Origin of the sequence: Mesorhizobium sp. M4A.F.Ca.ET.022.05.2.1 (assembly GCF_003998845.1) — a bacterium.
Lineage (GTDB): Bacteria > Pseudomonadota > Alphaproteobacteria > Rhizobiales > Rhizobiaceae > Mesorhizobium.
In genome coordinates this window covers 1-21137 of record NZ_RZOJ01000069.1, presented here as the reverse complement: position 1 = coordinate 21137, position 21137 = coordinate 1, and the positions used below count along the sequence as shown (strand labels likewise).

The 21137-nt window shown below is 61.9% G+C and carries 20 protein-coding genes and 3 pseudogenes; 14 read left to right on the top strand and 9 right to left on the bottom strand.

What is annotated here, in order from left to right:
• Nucleotides 1-170: 170 nt before the first annotated feature.
• The gene (locus EN745_RS10875; RefSeq protein ID WP_126055320.1) at nucleotides 171-470 is read right to left on the bottom strand and encodes a hypothetical protein; all 300 of its coding nucleotides are present in this window, start codon (nucleotides 468-470) and stop codon (nucleotides 171-173) included.
• Nucleotides 471-706: 236 nt separating this feature from the next.
• Between EN745_RS10875 and EN745_RS10870 the strand changes: the two genes are divergently transcribed.
• The 4 genes from EN745_RS10870 to EN745_RS35820 all read left to right on the top strand — a co-directional run bounded on the left by EN745_RS10870 (nucleotide 707) and on the right by EN745_RS35820 (nucleotide 4155).
• Nucleotides 707-2092, top strand: coding sequence for an amidase family protein (locus tag EN745_RS10870; protein ID WP_127421226.1), 1386 nt, complete (start codon nucleotides 707-709; stop codon nucleotides 2090-2092).
• Between the two features lie 150 nt (nucleotides 2093-2242).
• Complete coding sequence (locus tag EN745_RS10860; protein WP_127421225.1) at nucleotides 2243-3142, top strand: VOC family protein; 900 nt, start codon at nucleotides 2243-2245, stop codon at nucleotides 3140-3142.
• A gap of 32 nt (nucleotides 3143-3174) precedes the next feature.
• Nucleotides 3175-3777 (top strand): sulfotransferase family protein, encoded by a 603-nt coding sequence (locus EN745_RS10855; protein ID WP_126055317.1) that lies wholly within the window; start codon nucleotides 3175-3177, stop codon nucleotides 3775-3777.
• Nucleotides 3778-3855: 78 nt separating this feature from the next.
• Entirely contained in the window at nucleotides 3856-4155 is a 300-nt protein-coding gene (locus EN745_RS35820) for a hypothetical protein (RefSeq protein ID WP_145989070.1), read from the top strand.
• 41 nt (nucleotides 4156-4196) lie between these two features.
• Here EN745_RS35820 and EN745_RS10845 read toward each other — a convergent pair whose 3' ends face one another.
• Nucleotides 4197-4499: a hypothetical protein gene (locus tag EN745_RS10845; RefSeq protein WP_126055315.1), complete on the bottom strand. Its 303-nt coding sequence runs from the start codon at nucleotides 4497-4499 to the stop codon at nucleotides 4197-4199.
• A 236-nt stretch (nucleotides 4500-4735) separates the two neighbouring features.
• On the opposite strand from EN745_RS10845, the gene EN745_RS10840 reads away from it, so the two are divergent.
• The 8 genes from EN745_RS10840 to EN745_RS10805 all read left to right on the top strand — a co-directional run bounded on the left by EN745_RS10840 (nucleotide 4736) and on the right by EN745_RS10805 (nucleotide 13974).
• A complete protein-coding gene (locus EN745_RS10840) occupies nucleotides 4736-5878 on the top strand; it encodes a helix-turn-helix domain-containing protein (protein WP_126055314.1) in 1143 nt (380 codons plus the stop codon).
• A gap of 397 nt (nucleotides 5879-6275) precedes the next feature.
• Nucleotides 6276-7925 carry a bifunctional diguanylate cyclase/phosphodiesterase gene (locus tag EN745_RS10835; protein ID WP_127421227.1) on the top strand — a complete coding sequence of 550 codons (1650 nt, stop codon included), beginning with the start codon at nucleotides 6276-6278 and terminating at the stop codon, nucleotides 7923-7925.
• A 178-nt stretch (nucleotides 7926-8103) separates the two neighbouring features.
• Complete coding sequence (locus EN745_RS10830) at nucleotides 8104-8577, top strand: ubiquinone biosynthesis methyltransferase UbiE (protein WP_245482236.1); 474 nt, start codon at nucleotides 8104-8106, stop codon at nucleotides 8575-8577.
• Entirely contained in the window at nucleotides 8574-9752 is a 1179-nt protein-coding gene (locus tag EN745_RS10825; RefSeq protein WP_126055312.1) for a class I SAM-dependent methyltransferase, read from the top strand. Before EN745_RS10830 ends, EN745_RS10825 begins: the two co-directional genes overlap by 4 nt.
• A complete protein-coding gene (locus tag EN745_RS10820) occupies nucleotides 9749-12115 on the top strand; it encodes a SpoIIE family protein phosphatase (protein WP_127421223.1) in 2367 nt (788 codons plus the stop codon). Before EN745_RS10825 ends, EN745_RS10820 begins: the two co-directional genes overlap by 4 nt.
• A 3-nt stretch (nucleotides 12116-12118) precedes the next feature.
• Nucleotides 12119-12679: an ATP-binding protein gene (locus tag EN745_RS10815; protein WP_189347531.1), complete on the top strand. Its 561-nt coding sequence runs from the start codon at nucleotides 12119-12121 to the stop codon at nucleotides 12677-12679.
• An 18-nt stretch (nucleotides 12680-12697) separates the two neighbouring features.
• A complete protein-coding gene (locus EN745_RS10810) occupies nucleotides 12698-13036 on the top strand; it encodes a hypothetical protein (RefSeq protein WP_126055310.1) in 339 nt (112 codons plus the stop codon).
• 320 nt (nucleotides 13037-13356) lie between these two features.
• Nucleotides 13357-13974 carry an RNA ligase family protein gene (locus tag EN745_RS10805; RefSeq protein ID WP_245455503.1) on the top strand — a complete coding sequence of 206 codons (618 nt, stop codon included), beginning with the start codon at nucleotides 13357-13359 and terminating at the stop codon, nucleotides 13972-13974.
• A gap of 35 nt (nucleotides 13975-14009) precedes the next feature.
• Here the strand turns inward: EN745_RS10805 and EN745_RS10800 are convergent, their stop codons facing one another.
• Nucleotides 14010-14678 (bottom strand): metalloregulator ArsR/SmtB family transcription factor, encoded by a 669-nt coding sequence (locus EN745_RS10800; RefSeq protein ID WP_127407599.1) that lies wholly within the window; start codon nucleotides 14676-14678, stop codon nucleotides 14010-14012.
• Between the two features lie 72 nt (nucleotides 14679-14750).
• Between EN745_RS10800 and EN745_RS10795 the strand changes: the two genes are divergently transcribed.
• Both EN745_RS10795 and EN745_RS10790 read left to right on the top strand, forming a co-directional pair.
• The gene (locus EN745_RS10795) at nucleotides 14751-15491 is read left to right on the top strand and encodes an MBL fold metallo-hydrolase (protein ID WP_126055308.1); all 741 of its coding nucleotides are present in this window, start codon (nucleotides 14751-14753) and stop codon (nucleotides 15489-15491) included.
• A 3-nt stretch (nucleotides 15492-15494) separates the two neighbouring features.
• Complete coding sequence (locus tag EN745_RS10790) at nucleotides 15495-16745, top strand: MFS transporter (RefSeq protein WP_127421222.1); 1251 nt, start codon at nucleotides 15495-15497, stop codon at nucleotides 16743-16745.
• Here EN745_RS10790 and EN745_RS10785 read toward each other — a convergent pair.
• From EN745_RS10785 to EN745_RS10765, 6 genes and pseudogenes are all read right to left on the bottom strand, one after another.
• A complete protein-coding gene (locus tag EN745_RS10785; protein WP_127406768.1) occupies nucleotides 16742-16930 on the bottom strand; it encodes a DUF1059 domain-containing protein in 189 nt (62 codons plus the stop codon). The two genes, EN745_RS10790 and EN745_RS10785, sit on opposite strands and share 4 nt — an antisense overlap.
• A 112-nt stretch (nucleotides 16931-17042) precedes the next feature.
• A complete protein-coding gene (locus EN745_RS10780; RefSeq protein WP_348628257.1) occupies nucleotides 17043-17693 on the bottom strand; it encodes a cation transporter in 651 nt (216 codons plus the stop codon).
• 80 nt (nucleotides 17694-17773) lie between these two features.
• Nucleotides 17774-18556: a methyltransferase domain-containing protein gene (locus tag EN745_RS10775; protein ID WP_127421221.1), complete on the bottom strand. Its 783-nt coding sequence runs from the start codon at nucleotides 18554-18556 to the stop codon at nucleotides 17774-17776.
• 261 nt (nucleotides 18557-18817) lie between these two features.
• A pseudogene (locus EN745_RS36920) lies at nucleotides 18818-19777 on the bottom strand (sensor domain-containing diguanylate cyclase); the annotation flags it as partial.
• Between the two features lie 186 nt (nucleotides 19778-19963).
• Nucleotides 19964-20866: pseudogene (locus tag EN745_RS36915) on the bottom strand (DUF3333 domain-containing protein); the annotation flags it as partial.
• Nucleotides 20863-21137: pseudogene (locus EN745_RS10765) on the bottom strand (phosphate ABC transporter permease subunit PstC); the annotation flags it as partial. The pseudogenes EN745_RS36915 and EN745_RS10765, both read right to left, overlap by 4 nt.

Genomic DNA, 21137 nt, shown 5'->3' with positions numbered 1-21137 from the left:
AGGCGTTGAAGCTGCCATCTCCCCCCTTGTGGGGGAGATGCCCGGCAGGGCAGAGGGGGTCGGTTCGACTGGGCTCTACCTCCTGCGGCGGATCAAGGCTGGCGCTCCACGCGCGGCGACCCCCTCTGTCGCCTTCGGCGACATCTCCCCCTCAAGGGGGGAGACTGGCCCTAAATCCCCGACCCGTCCAGCAGCGGCACCTCGTCGCCCTCCCACGGACTCGGCATCGAGCCTCTTCCGGCTGATGGTAGCGGCATCCAGCATTTCAGTTCCGGGTCGGCATATTCGACCACGCGGCCCGGCTGGGAGTCGGAGGAGCGCCAGCCTTCCTCGCCATGCTGGTCGGCGCGCGACCAATAGGCCATGTCGACCTCGGCCGGCCCCTGCTCGGTCGGCCGCACCGTGACCAGGATCCGGCTGCCATCCCTCGGCGCGCTTGCCATGTTGCGCCAGCGATCGGGCTCGTCCATTCGCATCTCCTCCTGCTACTCTTTCCGCCATCGTGCGGCGTGGCGGCAGGCCATTGTTGTTCGTTTTCCGCCGGAAGGCCACACAAGATCGACTGAACCACCGAACTTTCCGGCCCCTCACCGCATCCTGTCGTTTGTGGTAGGATGAGGGCAGGGGGAAAGGCCATGGGGCAACCCGATTTTGATAGGCTGCCGTGCTGGCGATTGGCGAAGGCCAATCCGGGGAGGATGCGCGCATGACAAACGCCCTGACCGCCGACACCACCTTCCTCACCGCCATGCAACTGGCGGCCGCGATCCGCGAGCGCCGCGTCAGCGCCAGCGAGGCGATGGAGGCGCAGCTGGAGCGCATCGCCGCCGTCAACCCGCTGCTCAACGCCATCATCACGCTTGACGAGAAGGCGGCGCGCGAGGGCGCGAGGGCCGCCGATGATGCCCTGGCGCGCGGCGAGGCCGTCGGGCCGCTGCATGGCGTGCCGGTCACCCTGAAGGACGGCCACGCCACGGCGGGCATGCGCACCACGGTCGGGCTGACGGCCTGGGCCGACCATGTACCGACGGCCGACAGCACGATTGCCGCGCGCTTGCGCAAGGCGGGCGCGATCATCATCGGCAAGACCAATGTGCCACCCCGGCTGCGCGACCTGCAGACCGTCAACCCGATCTTCGGCCGCACGAGCAATCCCTGGGACGTCGCCCGCACGCCGGGCGGCTCCAGCGGCGGTGCCGCGGCGGCCGTCGCGGCCGGTCTGGTGCCCCTGGATATCGGCAGCGATGCCGGCGGCTCGATCCGCGTGCCGGCGCATCTGTGCGGCATATGCGGCTTCAAGCCGACGCAATCGACGGTGCCGATCACCGGCAGTTATGCCGATCCGCCCGACATGCCGCGCAGCTTCCGTCTGCTGTTCGACATCGGGCCGCTGGCACGCGATGTCGACGACCTCATCCTTGCCCACCGCGTTATTGCAGGCGCCGACGGGCTGGACACCGAGGTGCCGCCGGCAGCGACCGACGAGGCGCCCGAGCCGCCGCTGTCGCGGCTGCGGGTCGCCTTCGCGCCCGAATTCCCGGGCGTGCCGATCGCCCGCGACATCGCCGATGCGATTACCGGTTTTGCCGGCGCGATCGACGTCGCCGGCGCAAAGGTGGGCGAGGCCCTGCCGTCGCATGACTTCGCCGCCGAACGGGCGCTGTTCTCCGACTTCATGACCTGGTACTCGCAGGCCTTCCAGGCACCGCTGCAAGACTCGCCAACGCTCGCCACCTATCTCGCGGCGCTCAACCGGCGCGACGACTTCATCCACGCCTGGGAGCGCTTCTTCGGCGACTGGGACGTGCTGGTGTGCCCGGCAATGATGTGCACCGCCTTCAAGCATCGCGAGACGGGCACGCCGATCCCGGTCGACGGCGTCGAGACGCCCTACTGGACGGCGCTCAGCCATGCCTGCCGTTTCAACCTGACCGGCCACCCGGCCGCTGTTATCCCGATCGGCCTCGATCGCGATGGCCTGCCGATCGGCGCCCAGCTCGTCGGCCGTCGCCACTGCGACCTCAGGCTGCTTGCCGCCGCCAAGGCGCTGGCAAGGCTGACGGATGGGTATGTGCGGCCACCGGGGATATGAGGGAGGAGTAGGGCACTAGGCACTGGGGGGCATCAGAGCCATGCCTCCGTTACTCCCCTACTCCCCTACTCCCCTACTGTCCTACTCCCTTACTGCCTTACTCCCCTCCATCTTGCTGACAGCCATATCGTTCACAGCTAATATTCGCCGATGAGCGAAGGATTGCTGGCAGGCGCCACTCATCTCGGGCCGGTTCATCTGAGGGTGGTCAACATCGCGGCGGCCTTGCCCGTATGGCGCGATGCGGTCGGGCTCTCGCTGCTTGGCGAGGATGACGGGGTGGCCGGGCTCGGCGTCGACGGCAAGGCGCTGATCGTGCTGCATGAAGGGGCTGCGGTCGCGTTGCCGCAGAAGGCGCGCGATCTCTTCCATGTCGCCATCCATGTCACGACGCGCCGCGACCTTGCGCATGCCGCCGCTCGGCTCAAGGCTTCCGGCCTCAGATACAGCGCCCAGGACCACTTGGTCTCGGAATCGCTCTACGTCTCCGATCCGTCGGGCAACGGCATCGAGATCTGTTTCGACACACCCGAACGCTTGGCCGGCAGGGAGGAGACGACGGACGGCCGTGTGCTGCTCCTCGCCACGGACGGCAGCACGCATTCGGGGCTGGAGCCGCTCGACCTTGCGAACCTGTCGCGCTCGCTTGGCGATTCCGGCCGGATCGAGCCGCGGCTGCCGGCGGATGCCTTCATTGGCCACATCCATATGCGCGCCCGCTCGCCCGAAACGCTGATGGCGTTCTATGTCGACGTTCTCGGCTTCAGGCCGCACATCCAGTCGCGCACCTTCGGTCTGTTCGATTGCGGCACCGACCGGCGCCGCCACATGGTCGCCTTCAACATCTGGACCCGCGACGAGCTGACCGAACCGCCGCCCGGCGCGGCCGGGCTGGAGCGCTTCACGGTCGTGCTCGCCGGCGCCGACGAGCTTGCCGCTGTGGCGGGACGGCTCGGCAAGGCGGGTGTGCCCTTCGCCGAGGCGGCCGGCAGGCTGGACTGCGCCGATCCGGAGGGCAATCGCCTGCGGATGGTGGTGGCCGGCATTTGATACACGTGGTCCAAACGCGGGGAGGGGCGGAAATGTCGATCAAGGTCATCGGCACGGGCTTTGGCCGGACCGGAACGGATTCGATGCGCGAGGCGCTGACCATCCTCGGCTTCGGCCCCTGCCATCACATGTCCGAGGTCATGGCCAAGGAGGAGCAGAAGCGGCTGTGGCGCGCGCTGGCGAAAGGGGCGGCGCCGGACTGGAAAGAACTGTTCTCGGGCTACAATTCCTGCATGGACTGGCCGTCGGCGCACTATTGGCCAGAGCTGATCAAGGCCTATCCGGACGCCCGCGTCATCCTCACCTGGCGCTCGCCGGAAAGCTGGTGGGAAAGTTTCGAAAAGACCATCCTGGCCGGCATCGGCCAGATCGAGGACCAGGACGCGCTCGGCCTTACCCTGATCGCCAGGCAGGTGTTCGGCGGCCGTCCGCACGACCGGGCGCATGCGATCGCCGTCTACGAAGCCAATGTCGAGGCAGTGATGGCGGCCGTGCCGCGCGAGCGGCTGCTGGTCCACCGGCTGGGCGACGGCTGGCAACCGCTCTGCGCCCATCTCGGCGTTCCGGTGCCCGACCAGGCCTATCCCAACCGCAACAACACGAAGGAATTCCGTTCGGCGTTTTCGCTGAAATAGGCACCGAACTCTTCAGGCGATGGCGAGATCGACGCAATTCCGGACGGAAGACCGCTGCACTTTCCCGGAATTGCTCTAATGCGCAGTTCCCGCGACCTTTCGCCAGCGAGACCTGACCGTCTCCAGCAGTTCGCGCTCGCCGGTGTGGGCATTTCGAAAAATGGCCACAACCATTTCCGCCAGAATTTCGGTATCCGGCCCCAAAGGGTCGAGATGTTCATCCACGCAAACCTGATCGAACACGCGTTCGCAAATGGCCAGATCGTGCGGGCAGAAGCAGGTGTGATTGAAGCGCCGACGGGGCATTTGAGCGAACCTTTCAGGGCCCGCCGCCCGTGCTTGCGGCGGGCTTTTACTGAGGAACTGCCGAGGCGATGAAATGCCCGAGTAACAATATCGGCAACAGTATTGTCATACGACTACTCTGGGCCAGGCAACTGCATCGTTAGCAGGCCCAAGATCCGCGCGCACTCGTGGGCCTTGTACTGCCCGGCAATCATCAATTGATAGTAATCACGCCGTTTTTCTTCCGGGACACGAAAGCCGCGTCGAAATGCGGCCGCCTCCTTTGGCGTCCTGGTGCAGCCGAGTTTGCTGGCGCTGACCTTTAAACTCGCCAGGGAGCATCCGATCTTGGCCGCAATATCTTTCAGGGGTTCATTGTTAACGTACCCGTCAAGAATGATCTTGCGGCGGGCTTCCGCTTTGAGCTTTGCGTTCATCTCGTGGCCTCCTCAACTACGCTTTCACGATGCCGGATTCTATACGCACCGGGTTGAAGAGTGTCGTTATCGTCACATCCATAAACTTGTCTCGGAATGCATTTCTTACTGTAATCCAGCGTGATGATGGCCGCTTCTGTGGACTTGAGTTCCGCCAGTCTTGCCAAGTGCCTGTGATACACCACATGATTGACGTGGGCGCATGGGTATACCGGATTCGGATATGGTACCCTGCGATGGATGCTAAGAAGCAGGACGAGGCGCGTTCGAGGCAGGCGCCGGAGCGTGAGCGACGTCGTTGGCCGCGCGAAGCTCAACCTCACCATGAGGTTGCCGGGTCACTGGCGCCGGCGCTCGACCCCTTGCCATTTTCAACGCTCGATCTTGCGCCAGAGCATCAATTCGCCGCTTGGCAGGCGCATATGGCACCGCTTGTCGAGGTCAGGCTGCCGGATGACAAATCGCTCGACGACGGCTTTCCCGCCGAGCATACGGCCTGGAACTTCGGCGGCATGCTGATCGTCCAACAGCGTGCACCAGCGCATAGCTATATGCGTTCCGCCGCCAAGCTTCGGTCGAGTTCGATCGATCATTGGTATATCGCCTTGCCACGTACTGGCCGGTCGTGGACGGAGGTCGATCGTCGCGTTGCGGAAAACGAGCCCGGCAAATTGGAGATCAGATCGCTTGGCTACCCGTTTCGCGGGCGGACAACGGAATCCGAAAGTCTCTTTCTCTATTTGCCGCGTGATTTGTTCGCCGATGCGACGGCAACCCTGGATGCAAAGAACAATTCAATTCTGTCCGGCAACTTTGCCAACCTCTTGCTCGACTACCTCAACAGCATAGAAGCAAGGCTGCGCAGTCTCACGGCTGACGACCTGCCTCGTATCGTGCACGCAACGCGCAGCATGATCATTGCCTGCCTCTCGCCCCAGGCGGAACATACGGCAGCCACCGAACAATTGGTGAGTGTCGCGCTGATGGAGCGGGCGCGTCGATACGTCCACAACAATCTGGATGCGGCCAATCTGACGCCGGATTCAATGTGCCGGGCGCTCGGCGTCTCGCGCTCCCGTCTCTATCAGTTGTTCGAGCCGAGCGGTGGTGTCCTCCACTACATACAAAGTCGCCGACTTCTGGCAGCCCATGCTGCGCTTGGCGATCCGGCGGACAGCCGGCGCATTGTCGATATTGCGGAAGCCGTCGGGTTTAGCTCAGCCGCCAATTTCAGCCGGGCATTCAGCAAGGAATTCGGTTACAGCCCCCGCGAAGTCCGAAGTTCCGTGGCGTTGCCGCGCCTCGCCCAGTCTGTCTCGCTTGCTGAACACCACAAGGCCCCGTCCTTTGAAGGTTGGCTCAAGGCGCTCGGAAGCTGAGTCCAGGGTCAAAACGGAGCTTGCCGGGGGGAGGCTGCTTCGCCTCATGGCGCACAATATTTCGAATCGCCACCACCGCGCCATCAGTCACATAGCTAAATTGCCGCCGATTTCCGTTTATTAACGAATCGGGACTGTTCATCGTTATCGATAACTTGCCGCCAATCCAAGCGCCGCATGCATCGCAATTGCGCTGCATGCGGCGCTTGTTAAGACAGTGAGCTGAAAGTTTTGCCAAGCTTGACGGTTATGCTATTTCTAAACTGGGGGACGTGGAAATTTTCACCGCCTATGGAGGTGGCTCTTGCGCCCAGAGGCATCAGGCGTCGGTACGGAGAACGAGGGGCTTTCCTCAAGCGATGTTCCACGTGCCGGCGAGGCGCTTCTCCCAGACCTTTTGGCGAACACGACCGAACTTTTGTCGTTCTATGATCGCGACTTCCGTCTGACGCACTACGCAGCCAGCCTCAAACGCATATACGGAAGCGCGGTGGCGCTGGGCGCCGCCATATGGGAGATCTACCCGAGCTTCCTCGATGCGAGCTGTCGCGACGAATTTCTTCGGGTGTTCCAGGGCGGTTCTCCGGCAAGCATCGACTTGCCGCGATCGGCGGGCGAAGCGCCCCGGTCCGTTTTCGTCTTCGGCACAGCAGATGGTGCGGGAATCATCGAATCAAGGGAGCGCGGCGGACGGAGCGCGGCGGATGAGCAGGAGCATGTAATTCTGCTCCATCAGGCGACGCACGACGTGCTGACCGGACTGCAGAATCGGCGGCGATTCGGCGAGCGGCTGCAGCAAGCGCTGACGGTCATAGGCGGATCAAAGCCGAAGGCCGCCTTGCTGCAAATCGACCTTGATGATTTCAAAGCGGTCAACGACACGCTCGGCCATGGAGCAGGTGACACGCTTCTTCAACTTGCGGCAGGTCGAATTCGTGACGCGCTGCAGGACGGCGAATCCGCCTACCGGTATGCCGGCGATGAGTTCGCCGTCATTCAATTGGGCAAGGAGCAGCCCGCGGAAGCCGAGCGCCTCGCCGGATCGCTGGTCAACGCGTTCAAGGAGCCGTTCGTCATCAACGGCATTCCTGTCTTCGTCGGCTCGAGTATCGGAATTGCTCTCGGGCCGGAGCACGGGACCGATGGCGAGCAACTGATGAAAGCCGCCGACATTGCTCTTTATGCAGCCAAGACAGATGGACGCGGCTGCGCTCGAACGTTCAACCGCTCGATGCTGCTCCTGCTCGAGCAACGCGAAAATCTGAGGCGCAGCCTTCGAACCGCGCTGGAGCGGAACGAGCTTTATTTGGAGTATCAGCCGCTCATTCGGCCTCCTTCGTCGGTGATCGGCTTCGAAGCGCTGCTGCGGTGGCGGCACCCCGAGATCGGGGTCATTCCACCCAGCGTGTTCATACCGATCGCCGAAGCCGACGGTCTGATGGATGAGATCGGTCGATGGGTGCTCGAGCAAGCCTGTCGCCAGGCATTGAGTTGGCCTTCTTCGCTGACGGTCGCAGTCAACCTGTCGCCGGCTCAGTTCCTCAGCGGTTCGCTGACAGATACCGTCGCTCAGATCATCGACGAGGTTGGAATTCGAGCCGACAGACTTGAACTTGAGATAACCGAGACGGTTCTTCTTGAGAGGACAATCGACAATATCGACACGTTGAATACTCTGAACGTATTGGGAATACGAATTTCGCTCGACGATTTTGGAACATACTATTCATCGTTGAGCTATCTTAAGAATTTTCCATTCGACACTTTGAAGATAGATCAATACTTCATCGCGGACCTGGAGACCGATCTCAAAGGCCAGACGATCGTGCGATCGATCATCAATCTGGCGCACGGCTTGGGAATAAGCGTCACCGCCGAGGGGGTTGAGACGTCGGCACAGGCACGGTGGCTGATCAAGGAGAATTGCGATTGCCTGCAGGGCAATTTCCTCGGCCGGCCGCTCGGCGCCGAGGCAACAAGCGATTTCATCAGGCGGTCCCCGCCGAAGGGGATACGGGCGATGGAGGGATCAAATCGGGCAGTGTAGCGCCTTGCACCCTTTGTAAAGCGGAGAGTGGTAAAAAAACCAACGAGGCCCGTGCCGCGCAATTCCTGCGTGCGGAACCGGCTCATCGCGCTACCAGGCTCAACTACGGATGGAATAAGAGAGGACGCCGATGGGATCCGTTCATCATGACTTGGCTGGCGAGCCGACTTTCGAGCCGATGATCCAGATCGACATGGAGATCAGGACTTTCGTCTCCGCCTGGAGACACTGCGACTACGTCTCGACATATATGGCCCGCATGATCAGTCAAAATCGATCCGACTCGGTCCGCCATTCAAATCTCTTTTCCTCTGCCTTCAACGAATTGCTGGAAATCGCCTTTCGTACGCGCCATGCCGACGGCGAACTGGCGTGCAGGGTGTCTCGCCATGGCGCGACGGACCGGATCGAACTGACATTTCCTTGCGTGCCGGAGGAGCGCCAATTCTACGAGGAAGCCGTAAGCCAGGTCACGGGATACGAGGCCAGGGAACGATACCTTAATTCTGTTTCCGGGGATCTCGCGCCCAGCCGGGAGGTCGTACTGCTGGAACTGGCTGTCGACTACAACGCGACGCTCAGGGTCGAGGAAGCCGACGGCGATGCGATCACACTTATCGTGGATCTTCCGCTTGAGGGCCTGCAACATTGAGCCCTTACAACCTTCTCCCGCGCTTCAAGGCGCAATACGACGCCAACAACCAGGAGTTCTCCATATCGGGGGTGGTCCGGCCTCAGGCGATCGATGAGCTTGGGACGAGCCTGGCATTGCTTCGTGATGCGATCGGCCGTGTGCGCGGCGTTCTCTATGTCAACGTCAGGCGCCTGACGCAGATGAACAACGCTGCATTTTACGCCTTCTCGAGGATCATCATCGACGCCTGCCGCGCTCGACCCGATCTCAAATTCGTCGTCATCACATCAAGCGTCGTTGGATGGACCTCGCGAAAATTCGGGCGCTTGAGCAAAATCGAACCGAACATCACGGTCGAGCAGTATGACAGCCAATTCTATCCGGGACAGGGCTTCCTTGAGGAAGGCGGGTTTGTTCCAATCCTGCGCACACAGACAAAGATGACCTGGCGCCACGAGCGCGCGATCTTGCCGCGACACGGCATGAGGCCTGGGATCGTCATGGCCGACATCTGTTGCGGGATCGGTGATTTCGCCGTGCTCGTGCAGAAGGAGTTCCAGCCATCGCGGATCGTCGCCCTCGACCACTCCATATCAAGCCTGAACTATGCTCGACAGGTGATGCAGGAATTCGACATCCGGGGGATCGAATATACCTATGGCGATGCGTCGGAAATGCTGCTCGACGAAGCGCAGTTCGATTTGGTCACCTGCCGACATTCCCTTCAAATCTTCAATCGACCTGAACTTATCCTCAAGGAGCTCTACCGCATTTGCAAGCCAGGCGGGCGGGTTTACATTACCAACGAGAAGAATTCGCACTGCCTCGGCGAGCCGCGCGCCGAAAGCATTCGTTGGACCTACAACGAGGTGGCGAAGCTGTTCGGGCATTTCGAGATGGACGTCGAACTTGGGCCCAAAAGCAGGCGATACCTGCTCGAAACCGGATTCGAAGACATCCGTGTCGAGACCTTCATGGTCACCAACCTGGACGGCGATCCGCAGGACTTCGCCGATGTCATTGTCGCCTGGGCGGATGTCTATGCAGGCGAGATGGCGACCAGACGTGGCGACGGACCGGAGTTCGTTGCACGGTTCCGGCAGGGCTTCCAGGACCACATTTTCGCTGCGCTCCACCCCAAGGGTTACGCGGGCTGGCCGATCTGGGTCGCATCGGGGCGGCGACCGCAATGAAAGCCGACGCTGAGCCTACACCACGCTTCGGCATGCGCTCCTTTCGAGCGAAATTCGTACTGGTCGTTGGTGGCGCGGTGCTGTTCGACCTCCTGATGAGCGGTGGCCTGGCGCTTTGGAACGTTCAAAAGCTGTCGCGCGATGCCACGTCGGAAGTCGGTGAGGGCCTGACGACCGCAAACCAGGAATACATTCGCTCCTATGCCGAATCGACGGCCTTAAGTGTCGACCTGCTGCTCGATCGCGTTCACGGGGACGTCAAGGCCTTGGCCGGCGTGCTGCAGGCCCAGATCGACGACCCGGGCAGGCAGCAACAGGTCGGAGCGACGCTGTCGCATCAGGCGCCCGGCTCCGTGAAGGTCGTCTACGACACCAAGGGCGATTGGGCGCAGAATCTGCCGGGATCGCCATCCGTGATAAGTGTCTGGGGCTACCTATTGGGGGCCGACCACAATCCATTGCCGGGCGTCGAGAAGGAAATAGAAGACAGTACCGTGATCGATCTCGTCGCGCCGACCCTCATGGCGAGCGGGGCGTCCAAACTGCAGATGTACTATATTGGTCCAAAGGAACGGCCGATCTTCAGGACGGTGCCCTATACGGACCAGGCACAGACCTTCGACCGGCTCTATCCGGGCCACAACAAGGCGGAGTTCTGGGAGTTCTTCTTTCCAGGAATCTATGGGTCGTGGCAGCAATGGGCCAGGGATCCAGCCTCCCGTCCGGTCCCTGACGACATAACCCAGACAGCGCCTTACACCGATGCAATCACAGGAAAGCTGATCGTCAGCTTTTTCCAGCCGTTGTGGACGCAAGATCGCACCGGTATCGCCGGTACGGCGGGGGCGGATATCACGCTCGATCAGCTCGCGGAAGTCGTCGAACGTGTGAAGATCGCCGAAACCGGGTTCGGCTTCCTCACAATGTCGACCGGCAACGTGGTGGCGATCAATCCGTCGGGCCAGGCGATCATCGGCCTGACTTCATCGAGCGATGCAGGCACACAGGGCGTCACCGGCCTGGAGAGGTCGCTGCGTGGCAGCACGCAGCCCGCCATCGCGTCGCTGCCCCTCGACCAGAACAATGACGGTGTCATTCAGCATATCCTGCTCGACAACAACGGCGAACGCGTCCCCTACATTGTCGTCCTCAAGAGGTTGAAGCCGACCAATCTGTGGAGTTCGGGACCGATCAAGTCCGAAACGATGTCGGTCGGGATCGTCGTCCCCGAACGGGAGATCTATGCGTCTCTCGTCGCCGCGCAACAGAGTATTTCCCGCGCAACCAATCGTATCCTGATCTTCCAGGTCGCCGCGATCGTCGTTTCGCTTCTGATTGTCTTTGCGGCCGTGCTCGGGATTTCGAAGCGCATCACCGCCGGCCTCAGGTCGCTTGCCAGCGCCGCCCAGCGGCTCCAGTCCAAGGACTATTCCGTGCGCGTGAGCATTCCAACGCGCGACGAGGTTGGAGCGGCAGGCATCGCCTTCAACCGCATGGCTGAGGAGATCAGCTTTCATACCGAGAACCTCGAGCAACTCGTCGACGAACGAACCAGGGAGCTCGGCGACGCAAATCTGGAGATTTCCGCGCTCAACGAAAAGCTGCGGGACGAGAACGTCCGTCTCGGTGCCGAACTCGCGGTAGCCCGGCAGATCCAGATGATGGTCTTGCCGAAACCATTCGAACTGGAAGCGATTCCGGGGCTGGAGATCGCAGCCTACATGCGGCCGGCCGACGAGGTCGGCGGGGACTACTACGATGTCCTGCGGAACGGATCGCGGGTCAAGATCGGCATCGGCGACGTGACCGGCCATGGCCTCGAGAGCGGCGTGCTGATGCTGATGGTCCAATCGGTTGCGCGCGCGCTGCAGGAGACCAACGAAGCGGATCCGCACCAGTTTCTGAATCGGCTGAACAAAGCAATCTACAAGAACATCGAGCGGACCAACACCGACAAGCATCTCTCGCTGGCCTTTCTTGACTTCGAGGATGAGCGGGTAACGCTATCCGGCCAGCATGAGGACGTTCTCGTCGTGCGCGCGGATGGGGAAGTCGAACGCATTGATACGCTTGATCTGGGTCTGCCGGTTGGTCTGGAGAGCGACATCTCGCAGTTCATCGACACGCGTGACATCCAGTTCGGGAGCGGCGACGTGATCGTGCTGCACACCGACGGTGTGACCGAGGCGGAAGACCAAAACAAAAGACTGTTCGGGTTCGATCGCCTCTCCCAGAGCGTGCAAAGACGTCACGGCAGGAGCGCCGAGGAAATCAAAACCGGTATCATCGACGATCTGATGGCCCATATCGGAATCCAGAAGATCCACGACGACATCACCCTAGTGATCATAAGGCACACGTAGGCAATGACAGCGCTATTCGGTACCCCTGACATTGCAATCGGGATGAGGGAGAACGTCAGTCGCGTGCGGCTGTTCGACGGACCTCTCGACCTGAGTTGGCGTCATTGCGCAACAACCTCGGACTTCATCGCCGATCTTTTCGCGTTGCGCTTTCAGTCGTCTCGCAATGACTACATGGAAGTGCGTCATAGCATCGGATATCTGGTCAACGAGCTCATCGAAAATGCTGTCAAATTCCGCGCGCCAGGTGAGATCGTGATCGAGGCGTCGATGGATTCGGAATGCTTCAAGCTCAAGGTGTCGAATGACGTCGACGGTCAAAACGTATCCGAATTCCAAAGTCTTCTGGCGGACATCACGGTTGGCGACCCCAAGGACCTGCTGATACAGCGAATAGAAGCGAATGCCGCGAACCCCGACATGTCGGGCTCCGGGCTCGGACTGCTGACTTTGATGAGCGACTATGGCGCACGCCTGGCCTGGATATTCAGCTCAGCGGACGAAAGCGATCGGGTTTGCCTGGAGACATATGCCTCCATACCGATCTCGCAAACTCAAAACTAGATGAAACGAAGCCAGGCTATGGAAATCAAAACCGACGACTACCGCGTGTGGATTGAAGGAAGCGATATTTTTTTCGACGGTTCAATGCGGCTCGCCAGTTCACAGGCCGGCGCGCCTATCATGGCTTTGGCGACCGGCGTTCTCGCCACAAATCCCGCGTCCATTACGCTCAATTTGAAGGATCTTCACTTTCTCAACTCTTCCGGCATCAACCTGCTGGCGAAATTTACCATCGAGGTGCGCAAGCATCCCGATGTTCGACTCGTCGTGCGCGGAACGCCCGACATACCCTGGCAATCGAAATCATTGCCGAATCTGAAGAAGCTGCATCCGGCCCTGGTGCTTTTGATGGACTAGGGCCTATTGGCTTTCAGGCCGGCATCACCGGAAGACCAACGCCCGAATTGTCCAAGGGACTGAGTGGGGCCTGCGGCAATCCTGGATGGCACAGGCCAGTCGGGACGGCGCTGGAGCGCCGTGCCGAGCAAGATATGTACGCCAGGATAAGTATTGGGATGCGAAGCTAACGACAATCCGGCCTCGTTCGTAGATGTTCGAGATGGCTTAGCGGGGGCTCGGCCACAGTGGCTTAGCGGGGGCTCGGCACAGGCGGCAGGCGTTCCGGTTGGGGGGATGTCCGGCTGCCTGTGCCGATCAGCCGCCGCTGGCGGTCAAAGGTGGCGTCATTGAGTAAGCGAGCCAAGGTCAAAAGCGGCCGGCTGGAGTTCATTCCGCCGCAGATCCCGACACGGGTCGAGCAGCCGCCCGAAGATGAGGGATGGGTTCACGAGGTCTATCTCGACGGCTACCGGACGCAGATCATCATCGACAGTGGCGGCGTGCGCCTCTACAGCAAGAACGGCCGCGACTGGACCACGAAATACTGGCCCATCGCGCTGGAAGTCGAGCTGCCATGCCGGGCTGCCATTATCGACGGCGAGGTCATTGTGCCAGGCGAGCAGGGCGCTCCCGATTGCCCTGCGCTGGAAGCCGCGATTTGGAACGAGCCGAGCCGGCTGGTGTTCGTCGCGTTCGACATCCTCCATCTCGACGGTCGCGATCTGGCCTCCTTGCCCCTGCTGCAGCGAAAGCAGGCGCTGTGGCAACTGGTCGAGCCGGGCCTCGGCAAGATCCGGTACAGCGAGCATTTCGCGGGCAGTGCGCTGGCGATCATCCGCGCCACCGAGAAGATGGGGCTCGAAGGCATCGTCTCGAAGCGCGCCGACAGCCACTACAGCAGCGGACCGTCGAACACATGGCTGAAGGCCAAATATTCCGCGCCCATCCCGGCGTAACCGTCCCGGGCAAGGCCCAAGGGTGCGAGGCCACCTTAGGCCGTCGCCTCAACCGGAAGGCCCGCAGCCTTCCATTCGGGGTAGCCGTCCTCGAGCCGATGAACGACATACCCTCGCGCCCGCAATGACGCGACAGCCTCGAAGGACAGAACGCAATAAGGACCGCGGCAATAGGCGATGACCTCCCGGTTGGCGGGAAGCTCCGCCAGCCGGCGTTCAAGGTCAGCGAGCGGAATGTTGAGCGCCCCCGGAAGATGTCCAAGCGCAAATTCGTCCTCCGACCGGACGTCGAGAACCGTGACAAGACCGTCATGCAGTCTTGAGACAAGGTCTTCGCGCGACACAGCCTCCAGCGCGTCGCGTGCGTGGAAGTAGTCGGCCATGACGCGATTGACCTCGGCGACGTTCCGCTCGCCCACGCGCCCCAAGGCCTTCATCAACTCAACCACCTGGGTATCTCCGGCAAGACGGTAAAGCACATGCTTGCCGTGCCGCCGCGCCTCGACAAGGTGCGCGCGCCGGAGGATCTGAAGGTGGCGCGAGGCGTTGGCAAAGCTGAGGCCCGCCCGTGCCGCAAGCCCCTCGACATTCCGTTCACCCTGAGCGAGGTGCTCCAGCAACTCCAGCCGGTGCGCATGCCCGAGAGCTTGAGCCACTTCGGCAAGGCTGGCGAAAACCGCCTGTTTTGGTCCGATGCTTGACATGCATTCTTCTCGATGGAACATTCAGCAGAATAATTGAATGTTATCTCGGGCGAGGCAGGGAGTGCAAGAGTCATGATCCTCCGTCAGTTCCTCCATTCCGATCCCGTCGCTGCATCCTACCTGTTCGGATGCGGAGGCAAGTCGGCAGCCGCCGTCGTCGATCCGGTAGGCGATATCGCGCCCTATCTTCGAGTTGCCGAGGCGACCGGCATGCGCATTCTCTATGTGGTCGATACGCACATCCACGCCGACCACATTTCCGCCGGGCGGACGCTCGCCGCAGCCTCCGGCGCGGAATACATGCTGTTCGAGGGCGCGGAAGCCGGTTTCCCATTTCGACGCGCCAAGGACGGCGAGGTAGTCGAGCTCGGCAACGTGACCATGACCGTCATGCACACGCCAGGGCACACGCCGGAGCACATCTCGCTCCTGGTCACGGACAGGACACGCGCGGCCGAGCCATGGTTCGTGCTGACGGGCCACACTCTCATGGTTGGCGATCTCGGACGAACCGAACTTGCAACCAGTGCCGAGGACGGCGCGCGGACGCTGTTTTCGAGCGTGCGCCGCCTTAAGCAACTGCCGGATCACGTCGAAGTGCTGCCCGGCGCCTACTCCGGCTCGGTCTGCGGGCGCTCGCTCAGCGGCAAGCCGACATCGACGATTGGCTTCGAGAAGCGCTTCAATAAGGCGTTCCGCATTGATGACGAGGACACTTTCGTCGCCACGATGATCGCGGACATACCGCCCCCGCCGCCGGAGGCGGCGCGCAACCGTGCCGCCAACGCGGGTCTCGCCGCCGCCGCGGCCTGAGCAATGAACGAGGGGGCATCAGTCTCGCCAGGCTCGACTGTCAGGCTTGGGCTCAAGGAAAACTGGCGGCAGTTTGCCCTGCTCATGCTGGTGAACGCCTTCGTCGGTGGCATGGTCGGGCTCGAACGAACAGTCGTGCCGCTCATCGGGTCGGAAGAGTTCGGCATCGCCTCGACGACACTCGTCGTCTCCTTCATCGTCAGCTTCGGCGTGGTCAAGGCGCTTGCCAATCTGGTCTCGGGCCAACTCGCGGACACCTGGGGACGCAAGCGCGTTCTCGTCCTCGGCTGGCTTGTCGGCTTGCCGGTTCCGTTCATGATCATCTGGGCCCCGAGCTGGGGATGGGTGATTGCGGCCAATGCGCTGCTCGGCATCAACCAGGGGCTCGCCTGGTCGATGACGGTCATCATGAAGGTCGACCTCGTCGGCCCGAAATCGCGCGGCCTCGCCGTCGGCCTCAATGAATTTGCCGGTTACCTGGCCGTCGGCGTGACGGCGTTCCTCACCGGCTATCTTGCCTCGCGGTACGGTCTGCGTCCCGTGCCCATCTATCTCGGCATAGGCTACGCCGTAATCGGCGCCGTGCTGTCGATCGTGCTCATCCGCGACACGCGCGACCACCTCCGGCTGGAGGCATCCGCTCACGGACAGCAATCCGTGCCGATCGGCTTCCGGGAGGTATTTGCGCTGACCTCGTTCAGGGATCGCAATCTGTTCGCGGCGTCGCAAGCGGGCCTCGTCAACAACCTCAACGACGGCATGAGCTGGGGTATTTTCCCATTGTTCTTCGCCTCCTTCGGGCTTGGCGTCGAGCGCATCGGCATCCTGAAGGCGATCTACCCCGCGACCTGGGGAATCCTGCAGATCGTCACCGGCCCCTTGAGCGATCGCTGGGGTCGCAAAGGCCTGATCGTCGCCGGAATGTGGATCCAGGCCGGCGGCCTGTTTCTCACCGCGGCTACCAGCCGGTTCGAGTGGTGGCTCGTCGGCAGCCTTCTGCTCGGCCTTGGAACGGCAATGGTCTATCCAAGCCTGATCGCCGCGGTTTCCGACGCCTCGCATCCAAGCTGGCGCGCCCGCTCGCTCAGCGTTTATCGGTTCTGGCGCGACCTCGGCTATGCGATCGGCGCGCTCTCCGCGGGGCTCATCGCCGATCGCTTCGGGCTCTCATGGGCGATCACGTCGATCGCCGCTTTGACGTTTCTCTCCGGCGCGATTGTTGCCATTGCAATGCAGGAAACCGCCAAGCGCTAGCTGGCCTGAATGATCTTTTTCATCTGTTGCCGGTCTTCCGGCGACCACTGCTCGGGGTTCTCCTGATGAGCGATGGCGGCGTGAAGCTCGATGTGTTTCCAGAGTTCAGTCTCAATCTCAGCCGTGAACGATCCTGAACAGGCATCCATTCCAGGGTAGTCCTTGCACCGATATGAATAGGCCATATCTACGCCTCCCTGGTTTGCCGGGTTAGCAGGCGAGGAAGTGGCGCGCTTGTCGATTCACAGTTTTCGAATGCCAGGGCGCCTCTAGCCGAAGTTCGGCTAGCGTGTTCTCCTATTCAGCTGGCGACATAGGGCGACGGCTGTTCAACTCGGCAAGCGACTGGCTGGTGACAACGATTGCACCTTGAACAGCGAGCGCTGCCATGATGCCGGCGACAGCTGCGTCAGGCCAGCCGGAGCCGGTTCCAAAGACACCAGCGGCGGCAGCCAGGACAGCGAGGTTGCCGAGTACGTCGTTGCGAGTGCAAATCCACGCAGAGCGCATATTCGCATCGCCGCTCCTGTGGGCCCATAGAAGACCAAATGAAGCAGCGTTCGAAAGCAAGGCAGCAAAGCCGACTGCGCCAATCGTGAAGGCCCCTGGCAGCGTGCCGTGAACCGTGTTCCAAACCGCTATCCCTATGACCCAGGCTGCGAACAGTCCCATGGTTGCGCCTTTGACCAGCGCTGCGAGGGCGCGATAGCGAAGCGCCATGCCAACCACAAAGAGACTGATCGCGTAGTTGCCGGCGTCGCCAAGGAAATCGAGCGCATCGGCCTGTAGCGAGGCAGAGCCAGCCGCAACGCCAGCGCCGATCTCGACCGCAAACATTGCTGAGTTGATACCCAGCACCGCCCAGAGAACACGCCTGTATGATGCGTCTTCATCCGTAGCCGGGTGATTGTCGTGATCGGCTCCGCAGCATTGAGCGCCCATCACCATCTCCCATGCTTTTCCTCTAGGCATATAGGTGGTCGGCCGATATGTGAAAGCTTAACAGCCCTTGGTGCCCGCGCCAGCTTTCAGGGTTTGGCGGCAAGGATCGACACGCTTTTGACGCCGAACTTGCGGCTAGCCCCCTTCGCGTTCTGCGAAATGAACTCGTAGGCCGGATTGTCCTCGCGCTTGACCACGCGAAGGCCGGCGTGTTCGATCTTCGTGCAATAGTCGTCCTGCTGCGCGGCACCGCCGATGCACGCGGCCCACAGCGTCGAGTTGCACACGATATTTTCCGGCAGTTGCACCTCGGTGACGATGTCGGAGATGGCGAGACGGCCGCCGGCGCGCAACAGTCGAGCTGTTTCCTGAAAGACAGCCTGCTTGTCGGTTGCAAGATTGATCACCCCGTTGCTGATGACCACGTCGGCAATCCCTGCGGGCAGTTCAACGTCCTCGATATAACCCTTCATGTAAGTGATGTTATCGAAGCTGTGACTGTCGCGCAGGCGGGATGCTTTCGCGAGCTGTTCGTCGGTCATATCCACGCCGATCACTTTCCCCGTCGCGCCGACCCGCAACGCCGCGATGAAGGTATCCATACCGGAGCCGCTGCCGAGATCGATCACAGTTTCTCCCGGCTTCACGTCGGCGAGATGAAAAAAGTAACCGACACCAGCGAACGATTCGATCGCCTCTGCCGGTATCCGATCGAGGTCTTCAGTGCTGTAGCCCAACCGCGCCGCCAGCGATCGACCCATCTCGAAATGAAACTCGCCTTTCGGGTTCGTGGCGACGTCGCGGTACATGGCCTTGACTTTTGACTCCAGGTCCTTCGGATCGAAGGGCACGCTCGCTGCGCTGGTCATTTCCTCCTCCCTGTACCCCTCCTTTCGACAGGATACTGCATGACGAGAATTCAGTGAATGACCCAAGCGCAAAGCAAGCGCGCCAGCGTTAGCGCTCCGCCATGGCGACCGCAACTTCTGTACCGGAAAGGAAAGCTGGTGCGGCGACAGAACCGATTGTCCAGCTAGGCCGAACAGGTCGGCGATTATGCCGGCCGACAGGGCGCCGATCGCGTAACCGTCCGCCATGACATAGGTGGTCGGCCGACGGATGAAAGCAACTCAACCCTTGGTGTCCGCGCCCGCCTTCACCGATGCCACCAGCTGGATCGCCGGGCGCTCGCCCGGCGCATTGGTCCTGGCGACGACGACGCGGTCGCGGCCTTCGGCCTTGGCATCGTATTGCGCGTGGTCGGCCGCGTTGGTGAGCTCGGCCCAGCCCGCGCCATGCTCGGGATAGGCGGCGACGCCGAATGAGGCCGTCACGGTGCCGAGCGTGCGGCCGCGATGCGCCAGATGCAGCTGCTTGATCGCCTGGCGCAGCGCCTCGGCGCGCTGGGCGCCCTCTTCGAGCGATGCTCCCGGCATGACCAGCGCGAATTCCTCACCGCCATAGCGCGACACGACATCGCTGTCGCGGGCATGCTCGATGAGCGTTGCGGCGACCTGCTTCAGCACGAGGTCGCCGGCTTCGTGGCCGAACGTGTCGTTGAACTGCTTGAAGTGGTCGACGTCGAGCATGATGATCGCCAGCGGCTGGCTCGAGCGCTCCATGCGCCTGAGTTCGCGGCTGCTGGTTTCCTCCAGATAGCGCCGGTTGAACAGGCCGGTGTTCGGATCGCGGATCGATTGCTGCCTGAGCGTCTCGCGCAGGCGCAGATTGGCCAGCGCCAGCGCCAGCGTGTCGACGACGCCGCGCAGGATCTGCTGCCGCTCGGCCAGCCATTGCGGCTTTTCGGCCGCGTTCGGCTCGCACAGATGCAGGATGCCCAGCGTCTCGCCTTGCGCCGCCAGCGGCATGCAGACATAGCCCTTCTTGCCGTTCTCGGTGATGTGGGCGCAGCGCGGCGTCAGCATGCCCGGGCCGGCGACATGCTCCTGGCCACGCCGCAGCGCCCAGCAGTCCTCCGGCGCGAACTGGTTGACGCTCGAGCGGACGTCGCCCCAATGCGCCATCTCCTCCACCAGGTTGCGCGAGGCGCTGGTCAGGTGCACGCTGCCGCTCAAGCCGCCGAGGAACTCGGTCATCGCCGTGCCGACCACCGAGAAGGCCTCGGGGAAGGTCACGCAGGCCTGCAGCAATTCGCCGAGCTTGACCAGCCGCGTCGTGGTCTCCGATTTCTCGTGCAGCTCGCGATTGAGGACCGCCAGCTGGTCGGCGCGCTCATTGACGACCCCTTCGGCGCGGCGCAGCTCGCTGATGTCGTTCAGCGTCAGCACCAGGCCGCCGACGAAGGCGGCCGAGCGCGGCATGCCGAGGAAATTGATGAACACCGCGAGGCCGAGCAGGCCAAAGACGATCGACGGCACCGCCGCCAGATTGTTGATGTTGACTTCGATCAGGTCGGTGAAGCGGTTCTTCTTGGCAAACTCCTCCAGATAGATGGAGGCGGCGACGCCGATCGGCAGCGCCAGAAGCAGCACGATCACCATCATGTAGAAGGAGCCGATGATGGCAACGCCCATGCCCGATGTCTCCGGACGGCTCGAGGCGCCATAGCTGAACAGGCCCTTGTTGAAATGCTCGGCCATGGTGCCGTCGGCCTTGAGCTGATTCATCCAGGCGACCTGCTGGTCCGAGACCTTGCGGCGCGCTTCCTCGACATTGAGATCGATCTGGCCCTTGAAGGCGGAATCGAGGTTTGCGGCGACGAGGATGTCGACATTGCGCGTCGTGCCGATGACCGACGGATCGGCAACGACGATGTCGCGCAATTGGACGCGCGCGCCCTCCGACAGGAAGCCCTTCAGCTTCAATGCCATCGGTTTGTTGCTGGGGTCGATGCCAAGCTTGGCCATCAGCGCTCTGTCGGCAAGTTTGGGGTAGTTGGCCTTGATCAGCACCTCCGGGTCGGTGGCGCGTTTGTTGGAAGGATCGATGACCTTCTCGTCGAAATTGATCGGCAGCGATACCGTCGTCTGCCAGAAGGCGGTGTAGCCCTTCGAGACGATGGTGATCAGCATGATGGCGAGGAAGGCGAGGCCGACCGAGATCGCCAGCGCGCCGTAGATGCGGAACCGGCGCTCGGCGGCGTAGCGCGCCTTGAGGCCGATGTCGCGGCGCGCGGGGGCCGCGGTGCGGACCATCGTATCCAGCGGGATATCGGTCATTCGTACTGCTCCCGGTATTTGCGCACGATGTAGAGGGCCACGATGTTCATCACCAGCGTCAGCGCGAACAGCGTGATGCCGAGCGCGAAGGCGACCAGCGTCTGCGGCGAATTGAATTCGAGGTCGCCGGTCAGCTGGTTGACGATCTTGACGGTGATGGTCGTCATCGCCTCGAACGGATTGGCAGTGAGATTGGCGGCGACACCGGCCGCGAGCACCACGATCATCGTCTCGCCGATGGCGCGCGAGGCGGTGAGCAGGATGGCGCCGA

Excerpts from the sequence above, each read along its gene's own strand:
- EN745_RS10875 (WP_126055320.1), bottom strand. The coding sequence starts at position 470 with ATGGACGAGCCCGATCGCTGGCGCAACATGGCAAGCGCGCCGAGGGAT.
- EN745_RS10870 (WP_127421226.1), top strand. The coding sequence starts at position 707 with ATGACAAACGCCCTGACCGCCGACACCACCTTCCTCACCGCCATGCAA.
- EN745_RS10860 (WP_127421225.1), top strand. The coding sequence starts at position 2,243 with ATGAGCGAAGGATTGCTGGCAGGCGCCACTCATCTCGGGCCGGTTCAT.
- EN745_RS10855 (WP_126055317.1), top strand. The coding sequence starts at position 3,175 with ATGTCGATCAAGGTCATCGGCACGGGCTTTGGCCGGACCGGAACGGAT.
- EN745_RS35820 (WP_145989070.1), top strand. The coding sequence starts at position 3,856 with ATGCGCAGTTCCCGCGACCTTTCGCCAGCGAGACCTGACCGTCTCCAG.
- EN745_RS10845 (WP_126055315.1), bottom strand. The coding sequence starts at position 4,499 with ATGAACGCAAAGCTCAAAGCGGAAGCCCGCCGCAAGATCATTCTTGAC.
- EN745_RS10840 (WP_126055314.1), top strand. The coding sequence starts at position 4,736 with ATGGATGCTAAGAAGCAGGACGAGGCGCGTTCGAGGCAGGCGCCGGAG.
- EN745_RS10830 (WP_245482236.1), top strand. The coding sequence starts at position 8,104 with ATGATCCAGATCGACATGGAGATCAGGACTTTCGTCTCCGCCTGGAGA.
- EN745_RS10820 (WP_127421223.1), top strand. The coding sequence starts at position 9,749 with ATGAAAGCCGACGCTGAGCCTACACCACGCTTCGGCATGCGCTCCTTT.
- EN745_RS10815 (WP_189347531.1), top strand. The coding sequence starts at position 12,119 with ATGACAGCGCTATTCGGTACCCCTGACATTGCAATCGGGATGAGGGAG.
- EN745_RS10810 (WP_126055310.1), top strand. The coding sequence starts at position 12,698 with ATGGAAATCAAAACCGACGACTACCGCGTGTGGATTGAAGGAAGCGAT.
- EN745_RS10800 (WP_127407599.1), bottom strand. The coding sequence starts at position 14,678 with ATGTCAAGCATCGGACCAAAACAGGCGGTTTTCGCCAGCCTTGCCGAA.
- EN745_RS10795 (WP_126055308.1), top strand. The coding sequence starts at position 14,751 with ATGATCCTCCGTCAGTTCCTCCATTCCGATCCCGTCGCTGCATCCTAC.
- EN745_RS10790 (WP_127421222.1), top strand. The coding sequence starts at position 15,495 with ATGAACGAGGGGGCATCAGTCTCGCCAGGCTCGACTGTCAGGCTTGGG.
- EN745_RS10785 (WP_127406768.1), bottom strand. The coding sequence starts at position 16,930 with ATGGCCTATTCATATCGGTGCAAGGACTACCCTGGAATGGATGCCTGT.
- EN745_RS10780 (WP_348628257.1), bottom strand. The coding sequence starts at position 17,693 with ATGGTGATGGGCGCTCAATGCTGCGGAGCCGATCACGACAATCACCCG.
- EN745_RS10775 (WP_127421221.1), bottom strand. The coding sequence starts at position 18,556 with ATGACCAGCGCAGCGAGCGTGCCCTTCGATCCGAAGGACCTGGAGTCA.